The following is a 20565-nucleotide window of genomic DNA, read 5'->3' as shown; positions in this document are numbered from 1 at the left end:
TTATCTCAGCGCAGCAGCAATACAGGCATGGTGGCTGTTCGAAGCATCGTCGTAGTCGTGCTTCCTACCAAAAACTGCCTGATGCGTGAATGCCCATAGGCACCCATGACCAGCAGATCAATGCCGTGCTCTGTCTGATAATCGTGCAGAGCCGACTCCACCTCACCTTGTCTGATTTCAGCTTGGACTAGGAAGCCAGCCGAGAGAAGCATGCTTTGTGCTTTTCCCAGTGCCTCGTGATTGCTCACCGAATCTGCACCGACCGTAACAAGATGAATGGGCAAGTCTTTGCAAAGCGAACTGGCGGCAAACATTTGGATGGTTTTGTAGGCTGTGGAGCTGCCGTCAAATGCGAGCATCACCTTTTCGGGCTTTTTATAGCTGGTGGCTGTGATCAGGATAGGCCGGTGAATTGTTCGCACTACAGCTTCTATCTGGCTGCCAAGGCTGTGCGCGTTGCGTGAGTTGTCTTCACCCACTCTTCCTATCACCAACAGTCGAATATCCTCCTGAAGGTCGCTCAGACTTTCTACCAAGTGTCCGTGGCGCTGCTTCAGCTCAGGAAACGCAGCGCCGGAAATGACCGTTCGCTCCCTGGCCTTTTCCAGCATGTGTTGGCCCTGTTCCAGAGCGAGTCTGGCGCGTTGGGCATCCAATGTAGCCAGCTCCTCCAGCAGATGCTCTCGACTGCCGAGACCAATATTTCCACTTAGGTCAGCTGCTGCTGGGTATTTCTCTTCATCCAATACGTGAAGCAAGGTAAGAGGCGCGTTGAGTCGCTGCGACGCCCATGCTGCGTAGTCGCAGACCGCCAATGAGGATTGTGAGTTATCAATACATGCCATTACGTGGGTCATTGTCGATCTCCTTAGTGGCTCATGAGCTTGTCGATGGCGCCAGGTTTGTCATGCACGCCAAAGCGGTCAACGATTGTGGCGCTGGCCTCATTTAGACCCAGCACTTCAACCTCGGCGCCCTCGCGACGGAACTTGATTACCACTTTATCCAGCGCGGCGACGGCGGTGATATCCCAGAAATGCGCCTGTGTCAGATCGATGGTGACCTTGTTGAGCGCTTCCTTGAAGTCAAAAACTTCGGTGAACTTGTCTGCCGAGCTGAAGAACACCTGGCCTACCACGCGGTAAGTCCGATGCGACTCCGTCTCTTCAAGACTGCTCTTGATATCGAGGTAATGTCCGACCTTGTTCGCAAAGAACAACGAAGCCAGCAGTACGCCGACCAACACGCCGTAAGCCAGATTATGCGTTGCCACGACCACCACAACGGTCGCGACCATGACGAGGTTGGTCGACAGTGGGTGCTCTTTCAGATTGCGCAAGGAATCCCAGCTAAAGGTGCCGATGGATACCATGATCATCACAGCAACCAATGCAGCCATCGGGATCTTGGAGAGCCATTCGCCGAGGAAAACGACCATCAGCAGCAAGAAAATGCCCGCGCACAATGTGGAGAGACGGGTACGTCCACCGGATTTCACGTTGATGATCGACTGGCCGATCATGGCGCAGCCTGCCATACCGCCGAGCATCCCGGCAGCGATGTTGGCAATGCCTTGACCCTTGCATTCACGGTTTTTGTTGCTGGTGGTATCGGTCAAATCGTCGACGATGGTCGCGGTCATCATGGACTCAAGCAGACCTACTACGGCCAAGGCGGCTGAGTACGGGAAGATGATGCGCAGAGTTTCAACGTTCAGCGGGACTTCAGGCCACAGGAAAATCGGCAGCGTGTCCGGCAGTTCGCCCATGTCACCCACAGTGCGGATATCCAGACCGAGGTAAATAGCAATGGCCGTCAGGGCCAGGATGCACACCAGCGGCGAGGGAATCAGCTTGCCGATCTTCGGTACATACGGAAACAGATAGATTATTCCGAGGCCCACTACGGTCATGGCGTAAACGTGCCAGGTCACGTTGGTCAACTCAGGTAACTGCGCCATGAAAATCAGAATCGCCAATGCATTCACAAAGCCTGTGACTACCGAGCGCGAAACAAAGCGCATCAGAGAGCCCAGTTTCAGGTATCCAGCGAGGATTTGAAGCGCCCCGCAGAGCAAGGTGGCTGCCAGCAAATACTGAAGCCCGTGATCTTTTACCAGGGTGACCATCAGCAGTGCCATCGCACCGGTAGCTGCCGAGATCATGCCGGGTCGACCGCCGACGAAGGCGATGACAGCACAGATACAGAAGGAGGCGTAGAGACCGACCTTGGGGTCGACGCCGGCAATGATAGAGAAAGCAATGGCCTCCGGGATCAGCGCGAGCGCGACCACGATCCCCGCGAGCACGTCTCCACGGACGTTGGAAAACCACGTTTGTTTGAGCGATTGCAGCATCAGAATATCCAAGGCAATGCACCACACGCACACCAGGCAGATGGCGAGCGCGTCGATACGAATTCAAGTTGTGAGGATTATTTGGCTGTGTGCCTTGGGTGTAAAAACCGGGCATACAGCAGTACGCGACCGCGAGCGAAACTAGCGGAAGCGAGATGTTGCGAGGGGGCGTAGCGCTAAGGCGGCGTAGGCTGCCAGTAGATCGTTTGGAGTACAGTCATGCTGGTGTTCCTGTAGCTCAAGAGGTATGGCTGAGCGATAAAGTATACAGTGAAGATATCGTCAAATGCGACCTGCTGCCTCGTTTGGGTCAGTTCTTCCAGCCGTGCTGATCTCCCTAGGGCAAGTCTTTCTAGATTAAACCGCGACGAACTCCGCTGTCAGGCAGTGTACACATGGTGGAGAGATCAATTCAGATCCTCCTGGGGTCGATAGAGAAATCGGAAAAAATCGTACGCTAAGCATTCGGCCTGTCAGGTTGAGGCCATAGAGATTGACGCCTTGGCGTCAGAAAATGCAGAAAGCGGCCCTAGTCTGACGCGGTGCCAGTGAACCGCCTGACGCCGAGTTGAAGCCGTAAACTCAGCAACCTTCGATCAACTCGCCGAACAGTTCCTTAACCTTTGCACGTGCCTCGACCAGCGCAACTTGGCCTTGCTCAGTGATCTCATAGACACGCCGTTCACGTCGCCCGGTGCGTTCGTGGCGTGAGGTCAAATAGCCCTTCTTTTCCAGCCCGTGCAGCATTGGGTATACCGTCCCGGCGCTCAGCTCGTAGCCGTGTCGTTGCAGTTCTTCGATGATTCCCAGTCCGAAGACGGGCTTCTCGGCTGCATGGTGAAGTATGTGCAGGCGGATCAACCCGCCGTACAGGTCTTTATCTGTCATTTTTCGTGCCTCACAGCGCGATACTCAACAGCCAACCCGCTGCACCGCTGCCGACGACAACTAGCCACGGCGGGAGCTTCCAGAACATCAGTGCGACAAGGGCGACCAGGGCCAAGACAAAGTCTTGCGGCTGAAATATGGCGCTAGTCCATACAGGGTGATAGAACGCGGCCAGCAGCAGGCCAACCACCGCCGCATTGACCCCAGCCAGCGCGGCTTGCATGCCTGTATTGCGACGCAGGCGCTCCCAAAATGGCATGGCTCCCACAACCAGCAGAAAAGAGGGTGCGAAGATAGCCAGTAGGCACACAATACCGCCGACCCAGCCAGAGGGAGCGGTGCTCATCGAAGCACCAAGGAACGCGGCGAATGTGAACAATGGGCCGGGCACCGCTTGAGCCGCCCCGTACCCCGCGAGGAAGGATTCATTACTGACCCAGCCGGAGGACACCACTTCGGCTTGCAGCAGCGGCAACACAACGTGGCCACCACCGAACACTAGTGACCCCACACGATAGAAGGCGTCCACTACCACCATCGTTGGACTTGGCAGCAATTTTGCCAAGATCGGTAGGCCAATCAGCAGGGCAAAAAATAACGATAGCCAAAGTGCGCCGGCCCGGTGACTGACCGTGATAGGTAGTGGGTCGTGCTCAACAGTATGTGCTGGCTTGAACAATAGTCGGCCTATGATGCCTGCGGCAGCAATCACACCAACCTGCCCCCACGCGGACGGTACGAGCAGGACAGCACAGGCGGCAATCGCCATTATTGTGACTCTCAGCCCATCCGTACACAGGTTGCGCGCCATGCCCCATACCGCTTGGGCGACTACGGCAACGGCCACCACTTTTAGGCCATGCAACGCGCCCGGCGAAACGGAATCCCCATAGTTGGAAATGCCCAGCGCGAACAGGATTAAAGCTACGGCCGAAGGCAGCGTAAAGCCTGTCCAAGCAGCCAGCGCCCCGCTATATCCAGCCCGTGATAGCCCCAACGCTATGCCGACCTGGCTGCTTGCTGGGCCTGGAAGAAATTGGCACAGCGCCACTAAATCAGCATAGCTGCGTTCAGACAACCAGCGCCGTCGTGTGACGAACTCGTCACGGAAATAGCCTAAGTGCACGATGGGGCCGCCGAAGGAGGTCAATCCAAGGCGTAGAAAAATAAGAAAAACCGACCATGGGCTGCGGTCATCGGTGGAGGTATTAGTCATGCGTTGGCCTACCTGATTTTCCACAGATTAATCCATAATAATCGAACTTCGATAACGAAATTCGATTTTATAGCTGCCCAAAACGACTGGAGTACCGTGCAATTCGTACTGGGTGTCGCAATGCAAGTAATCGATGTTGTGCTAGCCGCTGGTTTTGTCTGCTAGCACAGTTCATTAGCAAAACACGCTTGGCCTTAGCGTACGATTTTTTCCGTTTTCTCTATTGCCCCCCTCCTGGTCACTCCGAATGCAAATAACTGGTCAAGAATGCAGCCGGCTGGTCAATAACGGCGCCAATGGGTGCTCAAGTTGCGCAATGGTTTTATCGAGTCGGATGCCTGGGAAGAGGGCTCTGAACGGAGCTAGTCGGGCTTACGTTGGTTTTTGGTTCCATTGCTCCCCAAACCCCAGCCATCGCGAGAGACGCCTTCGTGCATCGCACGCATGAATGCCGCCTCGGACCAGCGGCCGATACCGCTATCCGGGTCGGGTGTGATGTTGGTCGAATAGATGACACCGAAGGGGGTAGGCATTCCATAGCCGCCGGCATAGGGCTGTCCGCCCTTCACCGTGTGGCAGGTCGCGCAGTAGCCTGCGCCGGCCAAGGCTTCACCCTTGGCAACCAGCTCGGCGGGGAAGCCCGCAACCGAGCCCGGAGCGATGGGGGCGATGGTCGGCCGCCAGACCAGGGCGAAAAACAACGCCGCACCCAGGACGACCAGAATTACCAAGCCGATGTAGATCCGCTTAATCAAGACCGACCTCCTTAGCCCGGAGAGCTGATCTGGCTGAGTATAGCCGTGCGCGGCTCCTGTCCATTCAGGCTGACGTGTGGCAGCTAAATCTGAGGTTGGCGCAGCGCGGTTAAATCATGAAACGAGCGCCGAATAGAGGCATATGCCGACTAGAAAAGCCGGAAAAGAGCTTGAGCCTGTCTCCGAAAACTCCTCCTGAATGACCATCAACACCATGCTGCCGGCCACAAAGGAGAGCAGAAATGTCACGATCGGTGGTGATATCACCGTCATCAGCCCAATGGCCCAGCCAAGAGGAATCGCTGCTGAGAGGACCCAGCGACCGGTACTGAGAAAAGAGCTCTTGTGCAGCTCCAACAAGCGGTGGTCGACGACGAGAAAGTGCATGGCGATCGAGTGGGTGAAGAGCTGTGTACAGAAGTAGCCAGACTATCCATTTACGTCGACCACTAAGCGGCCACGAAGCTTGCCATCGATGATCTTCTGCGCCGCCCCCACAACTTGGTCCAAGGGAATGGTTGCGGCGAGAGACGAAAGAGTCTCTCGGTTGAGATCGCGGTCCAGGCGTTTCCAGGCCGCGTCACGGAACTCGTGGGGGGCCATGACGCTATCAATTCCCGCAAGGGTGACGCCTCGTAGAATGAAGGGGGCGACACTGGCGGGAAACTCCATTCCTTGAACGAGTCCGCACGCGGTGACTATCCCCCGGTAGCGGGTCTGGGCGCAGGCGTTGGCCAGGGTATGCGAGCCGACCGCATCGATCACGGCTGTCCAGCGCTCCTTCTGGAGTGGCTTGCCGGGAGCAGCCAGTTCCTCGCGCTCGATAATGTCCGTGGCGCCCAACTGCTCGAGGTAGTAGCGCTCCTGAGGTTTCCCAGTGGCTGCAACCACACGGTAGCCTTGGGCCGCCAACAGCGCTATGGCGATCGAGCCGACACCGCCTGTTGCACCGGTAACCAATACTTCACCGTCCTCGGGTTGTACGCCATGCTTCTGCACGGCATCGACCGATAGCGCGGCTGTATATCCTGCCGTACCGATAGCCATGGCTGCCCAAGTGCTTAAACTGTCGGGGAGACGAATCAGCCAGTCGGCTGGTACTCGTGCACGCTGGGCCAGACAGCCCCAGTGGCGCTCGCCGGCGCCCCAGCCATTGAGTACGACGCGCTGACCGGATAGAAAGCGCGGGTCGTCGCTTTCCAGCACCAGGCCGGCGCCATCGATTCCGGGCACCATGGGCCATTGACGTACCACAGGCGAGTGATCTGTCAGGGCTAGCGCATCCTTGTAGTTGAGGGTCGAGTACTCAACGCTGATGAGCACTTCACTACCGGCCGGTAAGTCCTCATCCTCCAGCTCAGTCACACGAGCAGAGAACCCCTGCTGGTCCTTGTTAAGCAATACTGCCTTGAAACTCATGAGCAATCCCCACGGATAATGATTTGATGCCTCACCACGCCGGCTTATGCTGACATGACGAAGTCAGGTAGAACGAACTGACCGAGTTCCTCAATGACCTCACCTGCGGGGCGTTGGCCGTATTTCAAATTGATGATCACATGGTTAACGCCGATCTCCTGCAAGCTGTGCAGCAGCGGGATCAGGTGATGTCGCCCCAGTTGATAGCCCAGGTGGATCGGCCGAGGTGGTGTCTGCGGGTTATCTGTCAGGTCGATGTATAGCGACTGGGTGAAGGGTTTGAACAGTTCACCACATTCGGCACGAACCGCCTTGCGCCAGTCCTCGACAATCAGCTGCTGAGTCTTCGGTGCACGCGGATAGCTGATCCAGCCATGACTGCAGCGGGCGATCCACTCCAGCGTCTGGCGGCTATGGCCGGTGACGAAGAAAGGAATTTCCGCCGTCGTCGGCTTGGGAATCAGATCGGCCCCCTCAAGCGTGCCGCCGGACCAGGTCAAAGGCACGAAACTGCTGCGCTGAACCTCGCGAAATACCTTGAGGTATTCGCGGAACAGGCTGTCGCGTTGCTCCGGGTCGACACCGAATGCCGGAAACTCTACTGGACGGTCACCGGAAGCCACGCCGAGTAACAGGCGGCCACCGCTGAGCTGATCGACACTAGTTGCGGCCTTGGCGGTGTGTAGGGGATTGCGGATTGGCAGGATGACCGACGCGGTGCCCAGCGCAATCGAGCGAGTGTGTGCCGCCATAAAACCCAGGTAGACCCAGGGATCGAAGACCTGGCCCGAATCACCGAAGCTGGGGTCGCGTAACGGCACGTCGCGAAACCAGAGGGCAGAGAAACCCAGCTTCTCGGCGCGTTGGGCCAGGTTCACTTGGTCGAGCATACTCGGCGTATCGCCGGTAAAGGCTTCGAGGGGGAAGAAAAGACCTAGGCTCAGGCGGCCTTGGCGGTAGGTGTGCTGAAAGCCAGGTTGTTGCTGATAGGGAATGGAATTCGGAGTTAACATCTTCTCTCCTACATATTTCAAAATATAGATTTTGAAGGGCTGAAAAAACGCCTGCGAGCAGGCATCAAATCAGCGCTTTCAAGGCCACCTGGAACGCCGCGATGTTCTGCTCATGGCGTTTGTAATAAGTCCAGGGACCGATGCGTTGTGAGGTCACCAGTTGCGCCCGCTGCAAGGCAGCGAGATACAGCGAGACGGTCGACTGCGACAGGCCTACCCGATCCTGGATGATGCTCACGCAGACACCGACCTGCTCAGGATCCACCTCCTGCTCGGGGAAATGATGACGCGGATCCTTCAGCCAACTGAGGATGTTCAGGCGTGTTGGGTTGTCTAGCGCCTTCAGCGCTTCGCTTACGTCGATACTCATAGGTCACGCACGATAACTATTTTTTGCGATATTACGATATGCCCGCTCAACCGACAATGCGCCGGCCCCCGAACCGTATCGCTTGGGGGCCGGCACCTCGAGCCGACTATCCGCCATAGGTCGGATAGTCGGTGTAGCCGACAGCGGTTCCGCCGTACATGCTGGCCGGATCGACCGGGTTCAGCGGCCAGCCATTGGCAATCCGCTTGGGCAGGTCCGGGTTGGCGATGAACGGACGGCCGAAGGCGACCAGATCGCCCCAGCCCGCCTCGAGCACACGCTTGCCTCGCTCGGCGGTGTATTTGCCGGCATAGAGGATGCGCCCGCTGAAGACCTCGCGCACCGCGCTGCGGAAGCTTTCCGGCAGCTCCGGTGCGTTTTCCCAATCCGCCTCGGCCAGCGACAGGTAAGCGATGCCGACTTCTTCGAGCACCTTGACCGCTTCGACATAGGTCTCGTGTGGGTTTTCTTCGACCAGGCCGAGATATACGCGGGCCTCGTCGGTGCTGGCGAACAACGGGGCGAAACGCACGCCGAGCCGGTCTTTACCGACCACCGCGGCCACCGCCTGGGTCACCTCACGGAGGAAGCGCAGACGATTTTGCAACGAGCCGCCGTACTCGTCGTCGCGCTGATTGCTGTGCGCGGAAATGAACTGGTTGATAAGATAACCGTTGGCGGAGTGGATTTCCACGCCGTCGAAACCGGCGTCGAGGGCGTTGCGAGCGGCCTGTGCATAGAGCTGTACCAGCTCCTTGACCTCGGCGGCGGTCAGTGCACGTGGCATCGAAGGCGGCGCCAGGGCGCCGGTGCCGGGACCTGTCTCGATGAATACGCTGACGCCCTCGGCCGGGATCGCCGATGGCGCCACCGGGGCTTCGCCATTGGGTTGCAACGAGGTGTGCGAGACCCGGCCGACATGCCAGAGCTGGGCGAAGATGGTGCCGCCCTCGGCGTGTACCGCATCGGTCACTTTGCGCCAGCCGAGGATCTGTTCGGCACTGTGGATGCCCGGGGTCCAGGCGTAGCCCTGGCCGCGCGGCTCGATCTGGGTGCCCTCGGTGACCATGAAGCCGGCACCGGTACGCTGGCGGTAGTAGGTCGCCATCAGGTCATTGGGAATGTTGCCTGGCTGCGAGCTACGCGAACGGGTCAGCGGCGGCAGGACGATGCGGTTTTTCAGGCTGTAGGGGCCCAACGTGGTGCTTTCGAAAAGAATGGAATCTTTCATGTGTAACTACCTATATATTTGCGTTTGTAGATAAGTAGATGCTAGTGCCTGGACAGGCACCTCTCGAGCGCTCCGTTTAGAACAGGCCGGTGGACGTCCAAGCTCAGTCGCGTCCCTGCCGCCGCAAAGCGGTAGGGACGCGACTGGAGCGCCTTGTTGGGTTTGCTTAGCCGGGTAGCTTGGCCGCCAGGACGTCAACCTTCTCGATTGACGGCGGTTTGGCAAACAGCTCGGCAGCCTTTGCCATAAGCGCCGCTGCGACCTTGCCCGAAAGATGAGCCTGCCGACCTGCTTCATCCGGGAAGGCATCAAAGATGCCAAAGGTGGACGGCCCCAAGCGGATTCCGAACCACGCCGTAGTGGCTGGCTCTTCCTCCACTATTGGAAGGCCATCCAAGAGAAAGTTCTCTACCTCTTTCTCTTTCCCAGGTTTTGCTTCCAGACGAACGAACAATGCTACTTTGACCATGACGTGCCTCCTGTTGTTACGACGACATTACCATGCGTGACGCATTCCAGTAATGCCCAACGCGATATTCGCCGATTTGCCGCCCAGCTCCAGCGTGGCGGGGATGAAGGGGCAGCGTCGAGTCATTTCCGCAGTCGCGGGAAAGGCGACTCTGCCCTCTCCTGGTCTTTCACGAACTGCCTCTACCGAGATACCGTGACGACGATCTTGCCAAACTGCTGGTTCGATTCCATGTAACGGTGCGCTTCGACGATCTGCTCGAAGGGGAAGGTCTTGGCAATGATCGGCTTCAGCTGTCCGGCCTCGAGGCCGCGCGTGATAAAAGCTTGCGCAGGCGCCAAGCGTTGCGGATCACCGGTCAGTTCGAACAGCGTGTAGCCGCGCACGCTCAGGGCCTTGTTCATCGCTGCCAAGGCCGGGAACGGCGTCTCCTGACCGCTGAGATTGCCATAGATGAAAAGCAGGCCCTGCTGACTCATCGCTTGCGCCAGTGTTTCGACTTGCGGCCCCGCGACCGGGTCGAAGGCGATGCGCGCGCCGCGGCCGTCGGTGATCCGCATTACCTCCGCGACCAGGTCCTGCTCCTCGGTGGCGATCACATGCGCCGCCCCCGCCTCGCGTAGCGCCGCCTCCTTCGCGCGCGTCCGGGTCGTCGCGATCGGAATGGCGCCGACGCTGTTGGCGATCTGGATCGCGGCCAAGCCGACGCTGCTCGAAGCCGCCGTGATGATCACCGCATCACCGCGCTTGAGTTGGGCAATCTCGATCAGTGCGCCATAGGCGGTCAGATACTGCATCCAGATCGCCGCCCCCTTCACCGCGCCGACGCCCGCCGGCCGCTTCAGAACCCCCGTGGCCGGCACGATCGCCTGCTCGGCATAGACGCCAAACTTGTTCATGGAAAAAGCCGGAATCACGCTGACCGCTTCGCCAACCTCGAAGCCGTGAACGCCGCTGCCCAGCGCCTCGACGATGCCGGAAGCTTCGTAGCCGAGCCGGGCCGGCAGATGCGTCGGCTCCAGGTACACACCCGAGCGGAACATGGCTTCCGCGCGATTCAGGCCGATCGCCTCGACGCGGATGCGCAGCTCGCCGGAGCCCGGAGCGCCAACTTCGAGCTCTTCGATCTGCAAGACTTCGGGGCCGCCGATCTGATGAAAACGGACAACACGGGTCATTTTGGGTCTCCTTCTATTGAGGGATGGGAGCAGCGAGCCAGCCCTTGGCTGGCGCAGGTTAGCCGCCCCGCGCGTTACAACGTCGCTTCGGTCTGTGTGTCCGGTGCGTGGCTATTTCACGGACATGCAAATTCTATTCGCCATATATAGATTTGTAAATATGTAATTTTAATAATTTTATGCCCGTCCCTGCTCCCCCTATCTACGCTGCCTATGAACTCTCCCTGTCGAAAAAAATGCTGCCATCCGCTAAGTGCGCCACGGCGTGGTTCGCTCTTCGCCGGTCATCTGGGTCGCCTATGTAATCATGCCGTTATTTGCGCTCGCCAATGCCGGCGTAAGCCTTGATGGCGTCAATCTGGCCAATGAAGGCTCTTTGACGGTCATGCTCGGTGTGTCGTTGGCACTGCTCCTGGGCGCAAGAGCGCCAGCTATTCAGCCCAGCAGGTTTGCCTCACTCGGACGGCCGGGTACCTGGCAAACCTTCGGCTACTTTCATGCACGAAGGCAAACGCATGACAAACACCCACACTGACCACCACAGCCCGTGGTCTGTCTTTCTCATCTTTCTGCGCCTTGGACTGAGCTCCTTCGGCGGCCCCATCGTGCACTTAGGCTATTTCCGTGACGAGTTCGTCACACGACGGCGCTGGTTGTCCGAACGCAGTTATGCAGACTTGTTGGCACTGTGCCAATTCCTGCCAGGGCCTGCAAGCAGTCAGATTGGTATGGCCTTGGGTCTGTCCCGCTCGGGCTACGCTGGAGCCATGGCGGCTTGGGCAGGATTCACACTGCCCTCAGCCATTGCCCTGGTCCTGTTCGCGCTGGGTATATCTAACTAAGGCGATGCCGTCTCGTCGGGAGCGCTCCACGGTCTGAAAGTGGTGGCAGTACCTGTGGTTGCCCAAGCTGTATGGGGCACGCAACCTGTGCCCGGACGTATTGCGTGTCACCAGCATGGCGATTGCTGCCTGTGTCGTCCTACTTATGCCATCTGCGTGGGGGCAGGTCAGCATGATTGCTGCTGCTGCCATCGCTGGCCTGCTGCTGTTCAAGCCTACTCAGGACTGCGCACACGATCCGCTGCCGATCGCGGTAAGCCAGCGCGCCGGAGTGATCTGGCTAGCACTGTTCTGTACGTTGCTGATGGGGTTGCCTGTCTTGGCCCAACTGCTGCCGAGTCATGCCGTAGCAATGGTGGATGCCTTCTTCCGTAGCGGGTTACTGGTCTTCGGTGGCGGCCATGTCGTGCTGCCGCTGTTGCAAGCTGAGGTGGTGCCCTCCGGCTAGGTCAACAATGACGCGTTTCTTGCCGGATACGGTGCTGCGCAAGCGGTGCCCGGTCCTTTGCCCCAGCTGTGTGAATCGCCCCTGATTTTCTAGACACTCTCCAAGCTCATTGCATAACGCCCATTCAAGATGCCAACGGCGGGTTCGGTGGCAACGTTCTGAGTTCCACAAGTTGGCTGTTTAACACCGCGTTGTCTTGGAGCAGACGTTGTTGCTCTCTGGCAAGTGCGGTCAACTGGGATTCTGCTTGGGTGAAACGGTCCGTCAGAAGACGCCGCTCCCGCTCGGCCACAGCCAACTTCGTCCGCGTATCAGCCAAGCACTGTTCGTCCTGGACATGCCGCTGCTCCAGTGCCTGATGGATCTGTTTCAGCTCGGCGAGTTGCCGTGCCAACTGCTCCTGTGCGCTGCGGCTGAGGATCAGCGACTCCTGGGACGTGTGCAGGGTGCTCTGCAGTCGATCGTGGTCCTGCGCCCAGCGTTGTTCCTGTGCGTGCAGTTCGCCCAGGTGGGTTTGTTGTGCGAGCAGGCGCTGGCGGAGCTCTGTCAGCTCCTGTTCCAGGTGCTGCTGGCGTTGTTCCGCGGCCTGGCGCTCGTCGGCGCGCTGTTGCGCGACCGATGCCTGGTAATGCTCGAACTGCCCCTGCGCTTGCTGCAGGTGTTGGCTCAGTGTGGCTATTTCCGCGACGCGGTCGACCAGGCGCTGTTCGAGCCCGAGCTTTTCGCTGCCCAGACTGACCAAGGTGATTTCCTGCCGCTGCACGGTTTCTTCCAGCCCTTGGCTGCGTGCTTGGGCGGTGGCCAGCGCCTGACTTTGTTGCGCCTGTGCGTTGAGTAAAGCGTCCCGCTCGCTGAAAACCTGCTGCAACTGCTCCTGCAGCACGGCGGTGGCTTCGCGATGGGTCTGCTCCGACTGCTCGACTTGGAGGGTCGCCTGCGCCTGCACTGTTTCGTAGACCCCTTTCAACGCCAGGACCAGCTCGGCAGGCAGTCCAAGCTCCGCGTGCGCCACCGTGTCTTGGTGGGCTGCTTTCCAACGTTTTAACAGCGGCGCGATGGTGCTCTTGCTGCCGGTTCCGCCCAAGGCTTCGCGGACGCTGTCGATCGTTGGATTTTTGCCTTGAGCAACGAGTTGGGCGGCGGCGGCGGCGACGTGGACATACATGATCCCTGGGCGGGCCATAAGCACCTCGGATTTTTTCGTACCGTAGTATGGAAAACGTAATACTGCAGTTTAAGTACAGAATAGAACAGCCCGGCGAAACCCTCGGCGAACCGACGATAAGCGCGGTTATCGCGAGTTAGGCGTTCACGCTCGGCATTCGCTTCTATAATCCGCAGTACGCACGGCCTAAACAGGCGTTTCTTGATGACTACAAGAAATAACGATGAAATAGCCACCCCGTTACTGCTCGACGAGCGAGCAGCCCTTGCGCGTACCAACGGTACGCTCGCTACCCCGGAGCAGTTGGCCCAGCGCTACCAGCGCTTTCTCGCGGCCGCCACCTCCGACAACATCCGCCGAACCTACCGCTCGGCCATTCGCCACTTTCAGGCCTGGGGCGGCGTGCTGCCGTGCGATGAAGCCACGGTGATTCATTACCTGCTGACCTTCGCAGAAGCGTTGAACCCGCGCACTTTGTCCCTGCGCCTGACCGCGCTGGGGCAATGGCACCGCTTTCAGGGCTTTCCTGACCCGACCGCCAGCGCCACCGTACGCAAGACCTTGCGCGGTATCGAGCGAGTGCACGGGCGCCCGCGGCAGAAAGCCAAAGCCTTACTGCTGGAAGATCTCGACCTGATCGTGACGCACCTGGCCACGCTCGACGGGCTCGCGGCGCTGCGTGACAGCGCATTGATACAGGTGGGGTACTTCGGCGCGTTCCGACGCAGCGAACTGGTCATGCTGGAAGTGCACTACCTGCAGTGGGAGCGGGAAGGTCTACGGATCACGCTGCCGCGCTCCAAGACCGACCAGGAGGGTCAGGGCTTGGACAAGGCGATCCGCTACGGCGACAACATCTGCTGCCCAGCCAAGGCTTTGCGGTGCTGGTTGGATACCGCTCAGATTGAGCAAGGCCCGCTGTTCCGCCGCATCAGCCGCTGGGGTGTAGTCGGGGCTGCTGCGCTGAACGTGGGTAGCGTCAATGCCATCCTGGCGGCTCGCGCCCAGGAAGCGCGTCTGTCGCATGCCCCAGAGATGAGCAGCCACAGCCTGCGCCGTGGCCTGGCAACCAGCGCCCATCGCGCCGGTGCTGACTTTCTCGAGATCAAGCGCCAGGGTGGCTGGCGGCATGACGGCACCGTGCAAGGCTATATCGAGGAGGCCGGCGCCTTCGAAGAAAACGCGGCAGGCTCGCTCTTACGGCGTCAGCAAGATCCATGAGTCGACCGGAAGAAACTGCCTATCCGCGTCTTAAAACCGAGTTCAGCCCACAGGAACTCGGCGCGATTTATACACCCGGCCCTCAGGAGAAAGTCTTGATCTTTGGCTGGTATCGGCAAGCCCCTACGCGCGTCTGCCTCCTGATCCAGCTGAAACTCCTGCAACGGCTCGGCTATTTCCTTCCACTCGCAGCCACGCCACCGGCAATCCTTGAACATATCTGCCGCCTTGCAGGATTGCGAGTTCCCGCCAAGGTCGCCCTGCAGCGTTACGACCAATCCGGCAGCAAACCACGCCACCAGCAGCGGCTTCGCGTTCATCTGGGCATTCAGGTGCTGGATGCCGAGGGCGATCAGTGGCTGGACGAGGTCGCTCATCAAGCCGCCACCTCGAAGCAGGAACTACCCGACATCATCAACATCCTCATTGAAGAGCTGGTTCGCCGCCGTTATGAACTCCCGGGTTTTACACGGCTCAGCCGTCTGGCCCAGCAGGCCCGTGCCAGCGTCAACGAGTCGATTTATCAGAGTGTCGCCAATGTATTGCCAGCCTCTGCCACGGCGCGGCTGGATCAGCTATTGGAGCCCCAGGGGCGCAGTGCATGGGATGGCCTCAAGCGCGAACCGAAGCGTCCCGGCGCTCGTGAGGTTGCAAGCTTTCTCAAGCATATCAACGGACTGATCGAGCTGGCCGATGGACTTCCCTTGCTGACGAATATCGCGATCAGCAAGCGCACCCAGATGGTACTGGAAGCGCGAGCGCTCGATATCGCCGAAATGCGGGCGATGAAGGCCAACAAGCGCTACACCTTGGCCGTGCTCATGGTGCAGTCGCAACTGCAGAAGGCCATGGATGACGTGGCCGAAATCTTCATCAAGACCCTGCGCAGCCTGCACCGGATTGCCGAAGAACGCTTGCAGCAGTACCACCTGACCCATGTCCAGCAGGTGGATCGGCTGATCGGTCAGTTCCGGGAGGTGCTCACCGTCCTACAAGCGCCTTTGCCGTCAGATGAGCGACTCGCACAGGTCGACGAAACCCTTGAGGGCGATCCTGCCTCCTGGATCGTCCAGTGCGATGAGCACATGGCCTTCGCCGGCAACAACTATTATCCGTTCATGTTGCAGCCATACCGCAGCAAGCGCTCGTTACTGTTTCAGTGCCTGGACGTGCTCGCACTCAAGTCCAGCTCGCAGGACGACGCGCTGTTGCAGGCGGTTGACTGGCTGCAGCGGCATCGCAACAGCCACCGCGAATACCTCACGCTCGGCGCGGACGAGTTTGCCGAAATGGCGCTGGAGGGGCTGCCCGAAAAGTGGCGAAAACTGATCTTCGCCAAGGGCGACACCGCCAGCAGTGAGACCTTGATTCACCGTAAGTATTTTGAGCTCTGCATCTTCTCTCAGGTTATGCAGGAGTTGAAATCCGGCGACCTCTACGTTGAGCACAGTGATCAATACGACGATTACCGCGAACACCTGGTGAGCTGGGATGAGTATCAGGAGGAAGTGCTGCGCTACGGCGAACTGGTGGGCATGGACGTCAATCCGGCCGCGTTCACCCAAGGCCTGCGCAACCAGTTGAGCGCGCTCGCGCAAACGGTCGACGACCACTTTCCGGATAACGAGCATGTGGATTTGACTGAATCCGGGCTGCTGATTCGGCGAACCGAACGAAGGGAGCCGCCGCCCCAGCTGCCCATCATCGATCAAGCCATCACGGCAACCGCCGAACCCAAAAGCATCTTGGACGTACTGACTGAAACAGAGCGTTGGCTTGACCTGCACCGCCTGTTTGGCCCGCTTTCTGGCTTCGAGGCCAAGCTCGATGAGCCACGTAAGCGTTTCATCACCACACTGTTCTGCTATGGCTGCAACCTAGGCGCATCCCAAACCGCGCGTTCGGTTAAAGGTTTCAGTCGCAAACAAGTGGCCTGGCTTAATCTCAAACACGTCACCGAAGAGCGGCTTGACAAGGCCATCGTGGCGGCTATCAACGCCTACAACCGCTTTGCCTTGCCGCGATATTGGGGGAGCGGAAAGGCCGCCTCCGCGGACGGCACCAAGTGGAATGTCTACGAACAGAATCTGCTTTCCGAGTACCACATCCGCTACGGTGGTTACGGCGGTATCGGCTACTACCATGTTTCCGACATGTATATCGCCCTGTTCAGCCGCTTCATTCCCTGCGGGGTCTACGAGGCGGTTTACATCCTGGATGGCCTGGTCAAAAACGACTCGGATATTCAGCCGGACACCGTGCATGGTGATACCCAGGCCCAGAATGCCCCTGTGTTTGGTCTAGCGCATCTGCTCGGTATCCAGCTGATGCCGAGAATTCGCAATATCAAGGAGCTCGTTTTCTTCAAACCGGAGAAGGGAAGCCACTATCGCCATATCAACAGCCTGTTCAGAGCCTCCATCGACTGGGCGCTGATTGAGCGCCACGTTCCAGACATGCTTCGAGTAGCCATCTCGATCAAAGCCGGCAAGATCACACCTTCAATGATCCTGCGCCGACTGGGGACCTACAGCCGGAAAAACAAGCTGTACTTCGCCTTCCGCGAGCTCGGCCGCGTGGTGCGTACGATGTTCCTGCTGAATTACATCAACGATATCGAACTCCGCCGGAACATCCACGCAGCCACCAACAAGAGCGAAGAGTTCAACAACTTCACTAAGTGGCTGTTCTTCGGCGGAGAGGGCATCATTGCCGAGAACGTGCGGCATGAGCAGCGCAAAGTCATCAAGTACAACCACCTAGTGGCGAATCTGGTGATCCTGCACAACGCGCAGGAAATGTCAAGGGTGCTCAAGGATCTGCAGCGGCAGGGACACCCAGTGGATGAGGCGGTGCTCAAGGCGCTGTCGCCGCATCGGACGAGTCATATCAATCGTTTCGGCGACTACACCCTGGACCTCGATCGGAAGATCAAACCGATTGACTACAAGATTCAGTTTTAGCTTTTAAATCATAAGCTTAATTGCATTTTGGCGAATTTGGTGCGAATCCCGGCCAACCCTCTTGTCGATAAGAACGTTCAAGGCAGTCGACGGCGCATCTGGATTGACGCTCAAACTGCATGTTCCACACCCTCGAGGAACTGAATGCCTGGCTGGGCCAACGCTGTCGTGCGTGCGCTCTGGAGCGAGCTGCTACACCCCTAGTGCAACGGGCTGACGGTGGCGGACGTTTTGGAGCTGGAGCGGGTCGAAATGGATGCCGACCGCCTTTGATGGCTACGTCGAGCACACCGTAAGGGTCTCCAGCACCTGCCTGATCTGCGTGGCACGAAATCGCGATTCGGTGCCGTGTGAGCGAGTCGGCCAGTGGGTCAGCAGCCGTCTATATCCCTCCCGGATCAGGGTCATCGCCGATGACACGATGATTGCCAGCCACGAGTGCCTATTTGATCGAGATCAGGTCAGTTTTGACTGGCAGCATTACATCCCACTCATCGAACGCAAACCCAGTGCACTGTGCAATGGCACGCCGTTTGCTGATCTGCCCACTCCGTTGCGGCTTCTCAAGCGGGGCCTGAGACATCACAGCAACGGTGATCAAATTATGACGTAGGTATTGGCTGCTGTGCCCATCGCTGGTCTCGACCCGGTGCTGGTAGCGGTAGAACTGGTGCTTGAGTCGGGACCTTCGGTCCCCCTGTGTGAAGCGCTGAGCGCGGCACGCGCGAAATCGATTGGCGCTTGCGAGGATTGTCTGGCGCCCTGAGTGCCGATCACATCCTAAATGTTCTCGCCCGACTCACCGCCACTGCACCGCCGCTCTCCGTAGAAACCAGCCTACAACTTAAGGTGGCACCCGTTGCCAACACGTCCCGATATTACCAACTCCGTACAACAGATGAGGAGAGCCGCCTGCCGGACTTGGAAATCAGGAATGACATCCTTTGACAGCCTCATCAACGCTGGGACAGGTTTATTCTTGCCTGCTGGATGTCGACAGTTCGCATGCTGAAGATTCCAGACTGAATGGGATTAGACCAGTCAATGGTAAGCTTTTCACAGGTTCGCCCCCCCCTATCAACAGTGACTTCCGGATGAATGGTATTCTCTCGGCCGGCTATGTCACTGTTACGACGATACGCCAGGACGGTTCGCGGCAAGTGTTTAACTATGCAGACAGCCGGCTTTCTGGAAACCACCAGCGAAATTCCGGAGCCGCACGGGTTCAAAAGTAGCCGTTGCTCTGCCATCTAGTGAACGGACCGTCGAATTCACGGAGCATGCTCACAACAACCTTGAAGTGGATAGCCGTGACCACAACATGCGAGCTGCTTATATTCACATTATTGGGAACACGGCCGTGTCGGTGAGGACCATCATCGGCTGGCTGTTGGCATAGGCGCTTGGCTGGCTGTGGATGGCCCAGCGGTTCGAACATCTGCGCCACGTCGCCATAATCCGGATCGTAGAAAAGAATGTCACGCATCCAGAGCGCACCAAAGTCCAGCGCTTCGACGCGTTGCGCCATCTCGAAATGACCGCGCATGGTCGGGGCCGCTCGGCCGGGATGGGTTTCCAGCGGCAAAATCGGACCGATAGTGAGTGCTTCTGGTTGAAACAGGCGTTGAAAAACGGGATGACGCTCCTGGGAAGGATGTGGAGTCGGCTACATCTGTGGTAAAAAGGGCGTCGACAAAGCGATCGGTAAACCACAACTCCACGTGCAGCTCAGGCCACTGCTTCAGATAGGCATCAAGGATCGGCAGGACATGGCGCTGACCAAAGGACAGCGGGACCGTGAGTTTAAAGGTACCGGTCGGCCGCCCACGGCCCGGACCATGGTCACCTCGACCTCATCAAGATCCTCGATAATCTGCCGCCAGCGCTCATACGCAATCTGCCCCTCGTTTGTCAGGCTCAGTTTGCGCGTCGTGCGATTGAGCAACCGTGCGCCCATCCGGTCCTCCAAGCGAACAATGCGGGTCCATGCCCAGTGTAATCGCCGCGGCGGTAAAGCTTCCCGCCTTCACGGTAAAAACAAACGGGTTGATATCACCGATATTGGTTGGCTTGCGTGGAAGTTTGGCTCCAGGCCAGACATTCGAAGTATTCAATAGTGCTAAAGCTTAGTCGCTCGCGCCCGTGCTTTTGCGCAAGGGCACAAACGGCACAGGTTAACTATCAGAAGTCTTGCGCCGTCGGACGCAGAACAATCTCGTTGATATCGACATCGGCAGGTTGCTCGATCGCGTAAGCGATGGCCCGTGCAACCGAATCAGCCGGGATGGCCTTCTTGTAAAACTCGCCAACGACCTCGGCGCTCGGCTGGTGCCCGCTGCCGAACTTGAGCTCGGAATCCACCGCGCCCGGCTCGATGGTCGTCGTGCGAATATTCCCGCCGACTTCATGACGCAGGCCATCGGAAATAGCGCGCACCGCAAATTTGGTACCGCTGTACACCGATCCACCGGGGCTGAACACCTTGATGCCGGCAACCGAAGAGATGTTGATGAAGTGACCGCTGGCCTGTTGTTCGAAAAGCGGCAACGCGGCCGCGATGCCATACAACACGCCCTTGATGTTGATGTCGATCATGCGATCCCACTCTTCGACGCGCAGCTGCGAAATCGGAGAGATCGCCATCAGCCCTGCATTGTTGATCATCACATCGATGCGACCGAATGCCTCGACAGCCTTGGCGACCAGCGCAGACAAGTCCTCTTTGTTTGTGACATCGATCGGATGGGCAATCGCCTTGCCGCCTGCTGCGGCGATCTCCCGGACAATCGCGTCCAGACGATCCTGGCGACGGGCGCCAAGCACTACATGGGCGCCGAGCGCTGCCAGATGACGCGCCGTTGCTTCGCCCAGACCGCTACTCGCACCGGTGATAACGACCACTTTACCCTGGATGTTTTTACTCATGTTCAGCGCTCCTGTTGAGACCTGTTTGGGTTGATGAGTGCAGTCTGCGCTGGTTTTATTCGTCAGAAAATGGAAGAGTTCGGATTTGAGAATTCCATTTTCTGGA

At 58.4% G+C, this 20565-nt stretch carries 17 protein-coding genes and 4 pseudogenes; 5 read left to right on the top strand and 16 right to left on the bottom strand.

Annotated features, from left to right (window positions below):
- Nucleotides 1-5: 5 nt before the first annotated feature.
- From FIV38_RS02770 to FIV38_RS02710, 12 genes are all read right to left on the bottom strand, one after another.
- Nucleotides 6-857 carry a universal stress protein gene (locus tag FIV38_RS02770; RefSeq protein ID WP_092231323.1) on the bottom strand — a complete coding sequence of 284 codons (852 nt, stop codon included), beginning with the start codon at nt 855-857 and terminating at the stop codon, nt 6-8.
- Nucleotides 858-868: 11 nt separating this feature from the next.
- Nucleotides 869-2356: a SulP family inorganic anion transporter gene (locus FIV38_RS02765; protein ID WP_017735063.1), complete on the bottom strand. Its 1488-nt coding sequence runs from the start codon at nt 2354-2356 to the stop codon at nt 869-871.
- A gap of 582 nt (nt 2357-2938) precedes the next feature.
- Nucleotides 2939-3244, bottom strand: a complete 306-nt coding sequence (locus tag FIV38_RS02755) for a PadR family transcriptional regulator (protein ID WP_017335982.1) — start codon at nt 3242-3244, stop codon at nt 2939-2941.
- 10 nt (nt 3245-3254) lie between these two features.
- Complete coding sequence (gene chrA / locus FIV38_RS02750; protein ID WP_017735062.1) at nt 3255-4460, bottom strand: chromate efflux transporter; 1206 nt, start codon at nt 4458-4460, stop codon at nt 3255-3257.
- A gap of 362 nt (nt 4461-4822) precedes the next feature.
- Entirely contained in the window at nt 4823-5215 is a 393-nt protein-coding gene (locus tag FIV38_RS02745; protein WP_044275559.1) for a c-type cytochrome, read from the bottom strand.
- A 114-nt stretch (nt 5216-5329) separates the two neighbouring features.
- Nucleotides 5330-5602 carry a hypothetical protein gene (locus tag FIV38_RS02740; RefSeq protein WP_138763869.1) on the bottom strand — a complete coding sequence of 91 codons (273 nt, stop codon included), beginning with the start codon at nt 5600-5602 and terminating at the stop codon, nt 5330-5332.
- Between the two features lie 42 nt (nt 5603-5644).
- A complete protein-coding gene (gene acuI / locus FIV38_RS02735; RefSeq protein WP_044275555.1) occupies nt 5645-6634 on the bottom strand; it encodes an acrylyl-CoA reductase (NADPH) in 990 nt (329 codons plus the stop codon).
- 44 nt (nt 6635-6678) lie between these two features.
- On the bottom strand, nt 6679-7647 hold the full coding sequence (locus FIV38_RS02730; RefSeq protein ID WP_044275553.1) for an LLM class oxidoreductase: 969 nt from the start codon (nt 7645-7647) through the stop codon (nt 6679-6681).
- A gap of 64 nt (nt 7648-7711) precedes the next feature.
- A complete protein-coding gene (locus tag FIV38_RS02725) occupies nt 7712-8017 on the bottom strand; it encodes an ArsR/SmtB family transcription factor (RefSeq protein ID WP_017735055.1) in 306 nt (101 codons plus the stop codon).
- Between the two features lie 106 nt (nt 8018-8123).
- A complete protein-coding gene (locus FIV38_RS02720) occupies nt 8124-9248 on the bottom strand; it encodes an alkene reductase (RefSeq protein WP_044275549.1) in 1125 nt (374 codons plus the stop codon).
- 166 nt (nt 9249-9414) lie between these two features.
- Nucleotides 9415-9717, bottom strand: coding sequence for a putative quinol monooxygenase (locus tag FIV38_RS02715; RefSeq protein ID WP_032902063.1), 303 nt, complete (start codon nt 9715-9717; stop codon nt 9415-9417).
- A gap of 182 nt (nt 9718-9899) precedes the next feature.
- Nucleotides 9900-10895 carry a zinc-dependent alcohol dehydrogenase family protein gene (locus FIV38_RS02710; RefSeq protein ID WP_092231326.1) on the bottom strand — a complete coding sequence of 332 codons (996 nt, stop codon included), beginning with the start codon at nt 10893-10895 and terminating at the stop codon, nt 9900-9902.
- A gap of 289 nt (nt 10896-11184) precedes the next feature.
- On the opposite strand from FIV38_RS02710, the pseudogene FIV38_RS30215 reads away from it, so the two are divergent.
- Nucleotides 11185-11313 (top strand): annotated as a pseudogene (locus FIV38_RS30215) (Na+/H+ antiporter NhaA); the annotation flags it as partial.
- A gap of 97 nt (nt 11314-11410) precedes the next feature.
- Nucleotides 11411-12245 (top strand): annotated as a pseudogene (chrA, locus tag FIV38_RS02700) (chromate efflux transporter); the annotation flags it as partial.
- Nucleotides 12246-12309: 64 nt separating this feature from the next.
- Here the strand turns inward: chrA (FIV38_RS02700) and FIV38_RS02695 are convergent.
- Nucleotides 12310-13350 (bottom strand): DNA-binding protein, encoded by a 1041-nt coding sequence (locus tag FIV38_RS02695; RefSeq protein ID WP_159439619.1) that lies wholly within the window; start codon nt 13348-13350, stop codon nt 12310-12312.
- Between the two features lie 204 nt (nt 13351-13554).
- Here FIV38_RS02695 and FIV38_RS02690 point away from each other — a divergent pair, with 204 nt between their 5' ends.
- The 3 genes and pseudogenes from FIV38_RS02690 to FIV38_RS02680 form a co-directional block, all read left to right on the top strand.
- Complete coding sequence (locus FIV38_RS02690; RefSeq protein ID WP_235860936.1) at nt 13555-14571, top strand: site-specific integrase; 1017 nt, start codon at nt 13555-13557, stop codon at nt 14569-14571.
- Nucleotides 14568-17534 (top strand): Tn3 family transposase, encoded by a 2967-nt coding sequence (locus FIV38_RS02685; protein WP_026136568.1) that lies wholly within the window; start codon nt 14568-14570, stop codon nt 17532-17534. The genes FIV38_RS02690 and FIV38_RS02685 overlap by 4 nt, the downstream gene beginning before the upstream one ends.
- 60 nt (nt 17535-17594) lie before the next feature.
- Nucleotides 17595-18482 (top strand): annotated as a pseudogene (locus tag FIV38_RS02680) (Mu transposase domain-containing protein); the annotation flags it as partial.
- Between the two features lie 277 nt (nt 18483-18759).
- On the opposite strand, the gene FIV38_RS30210 reads toward FIV38_RS02680, so the two are convergent.
- The 3 genes and pseudogenes from FIV38_RS30210 to FIV38_RS02665 all read right to left on the bottom strand — a co-directional run bounded on the left by FIV38_RS30210 (nt 18760) and on the right by FIV38_RS02665 (nt 20459).
- Nucleotides 18760-19080, bottom strand: coding sequence for a hypothetical protein (locus FIV38_RS30210; protein WP_017737775.1), 321 nt, complete (start codon nt 19078-19080; stop codon nt 18760-18762).
- Between the two features lie 76 nt (nt 19081-19156).
- A pseudogene (locus FIV38_RS02670) lies at nt 19157-19648 on the bottom strand (LysR family transcriptional regulator); the annotation flags it as partial.
- Between the two features lie 67 nt (nt 19649-19715).
- Nucleotides 19716-20459, bottom strand: coding sequence for an SDR family oxidoreductase (locus FIV38_RS02665; protein ID WP_017737776.1), 744 nt, complete (start codon nt 20457-20459; stop codon nt 19716-19718).
- Between the last annotated feature and the right edge of the window lie 106 nt (nt 20460-20565).

Source organism: Pseudomonas proteolytica, from assembly GCF_007858275.1.
GTDB lineage: Bacteria > Pseudomonadota > Gammaproteobacteria > Pseudomonadales > Pseudomonadaceae > Aquipseudomonas > Aquipseudomonas proteolytica.
Note: the sequence above shows the minus strand (reverse complement) of the source record. Positions and strands in the feature narration are given on the sequence as shown.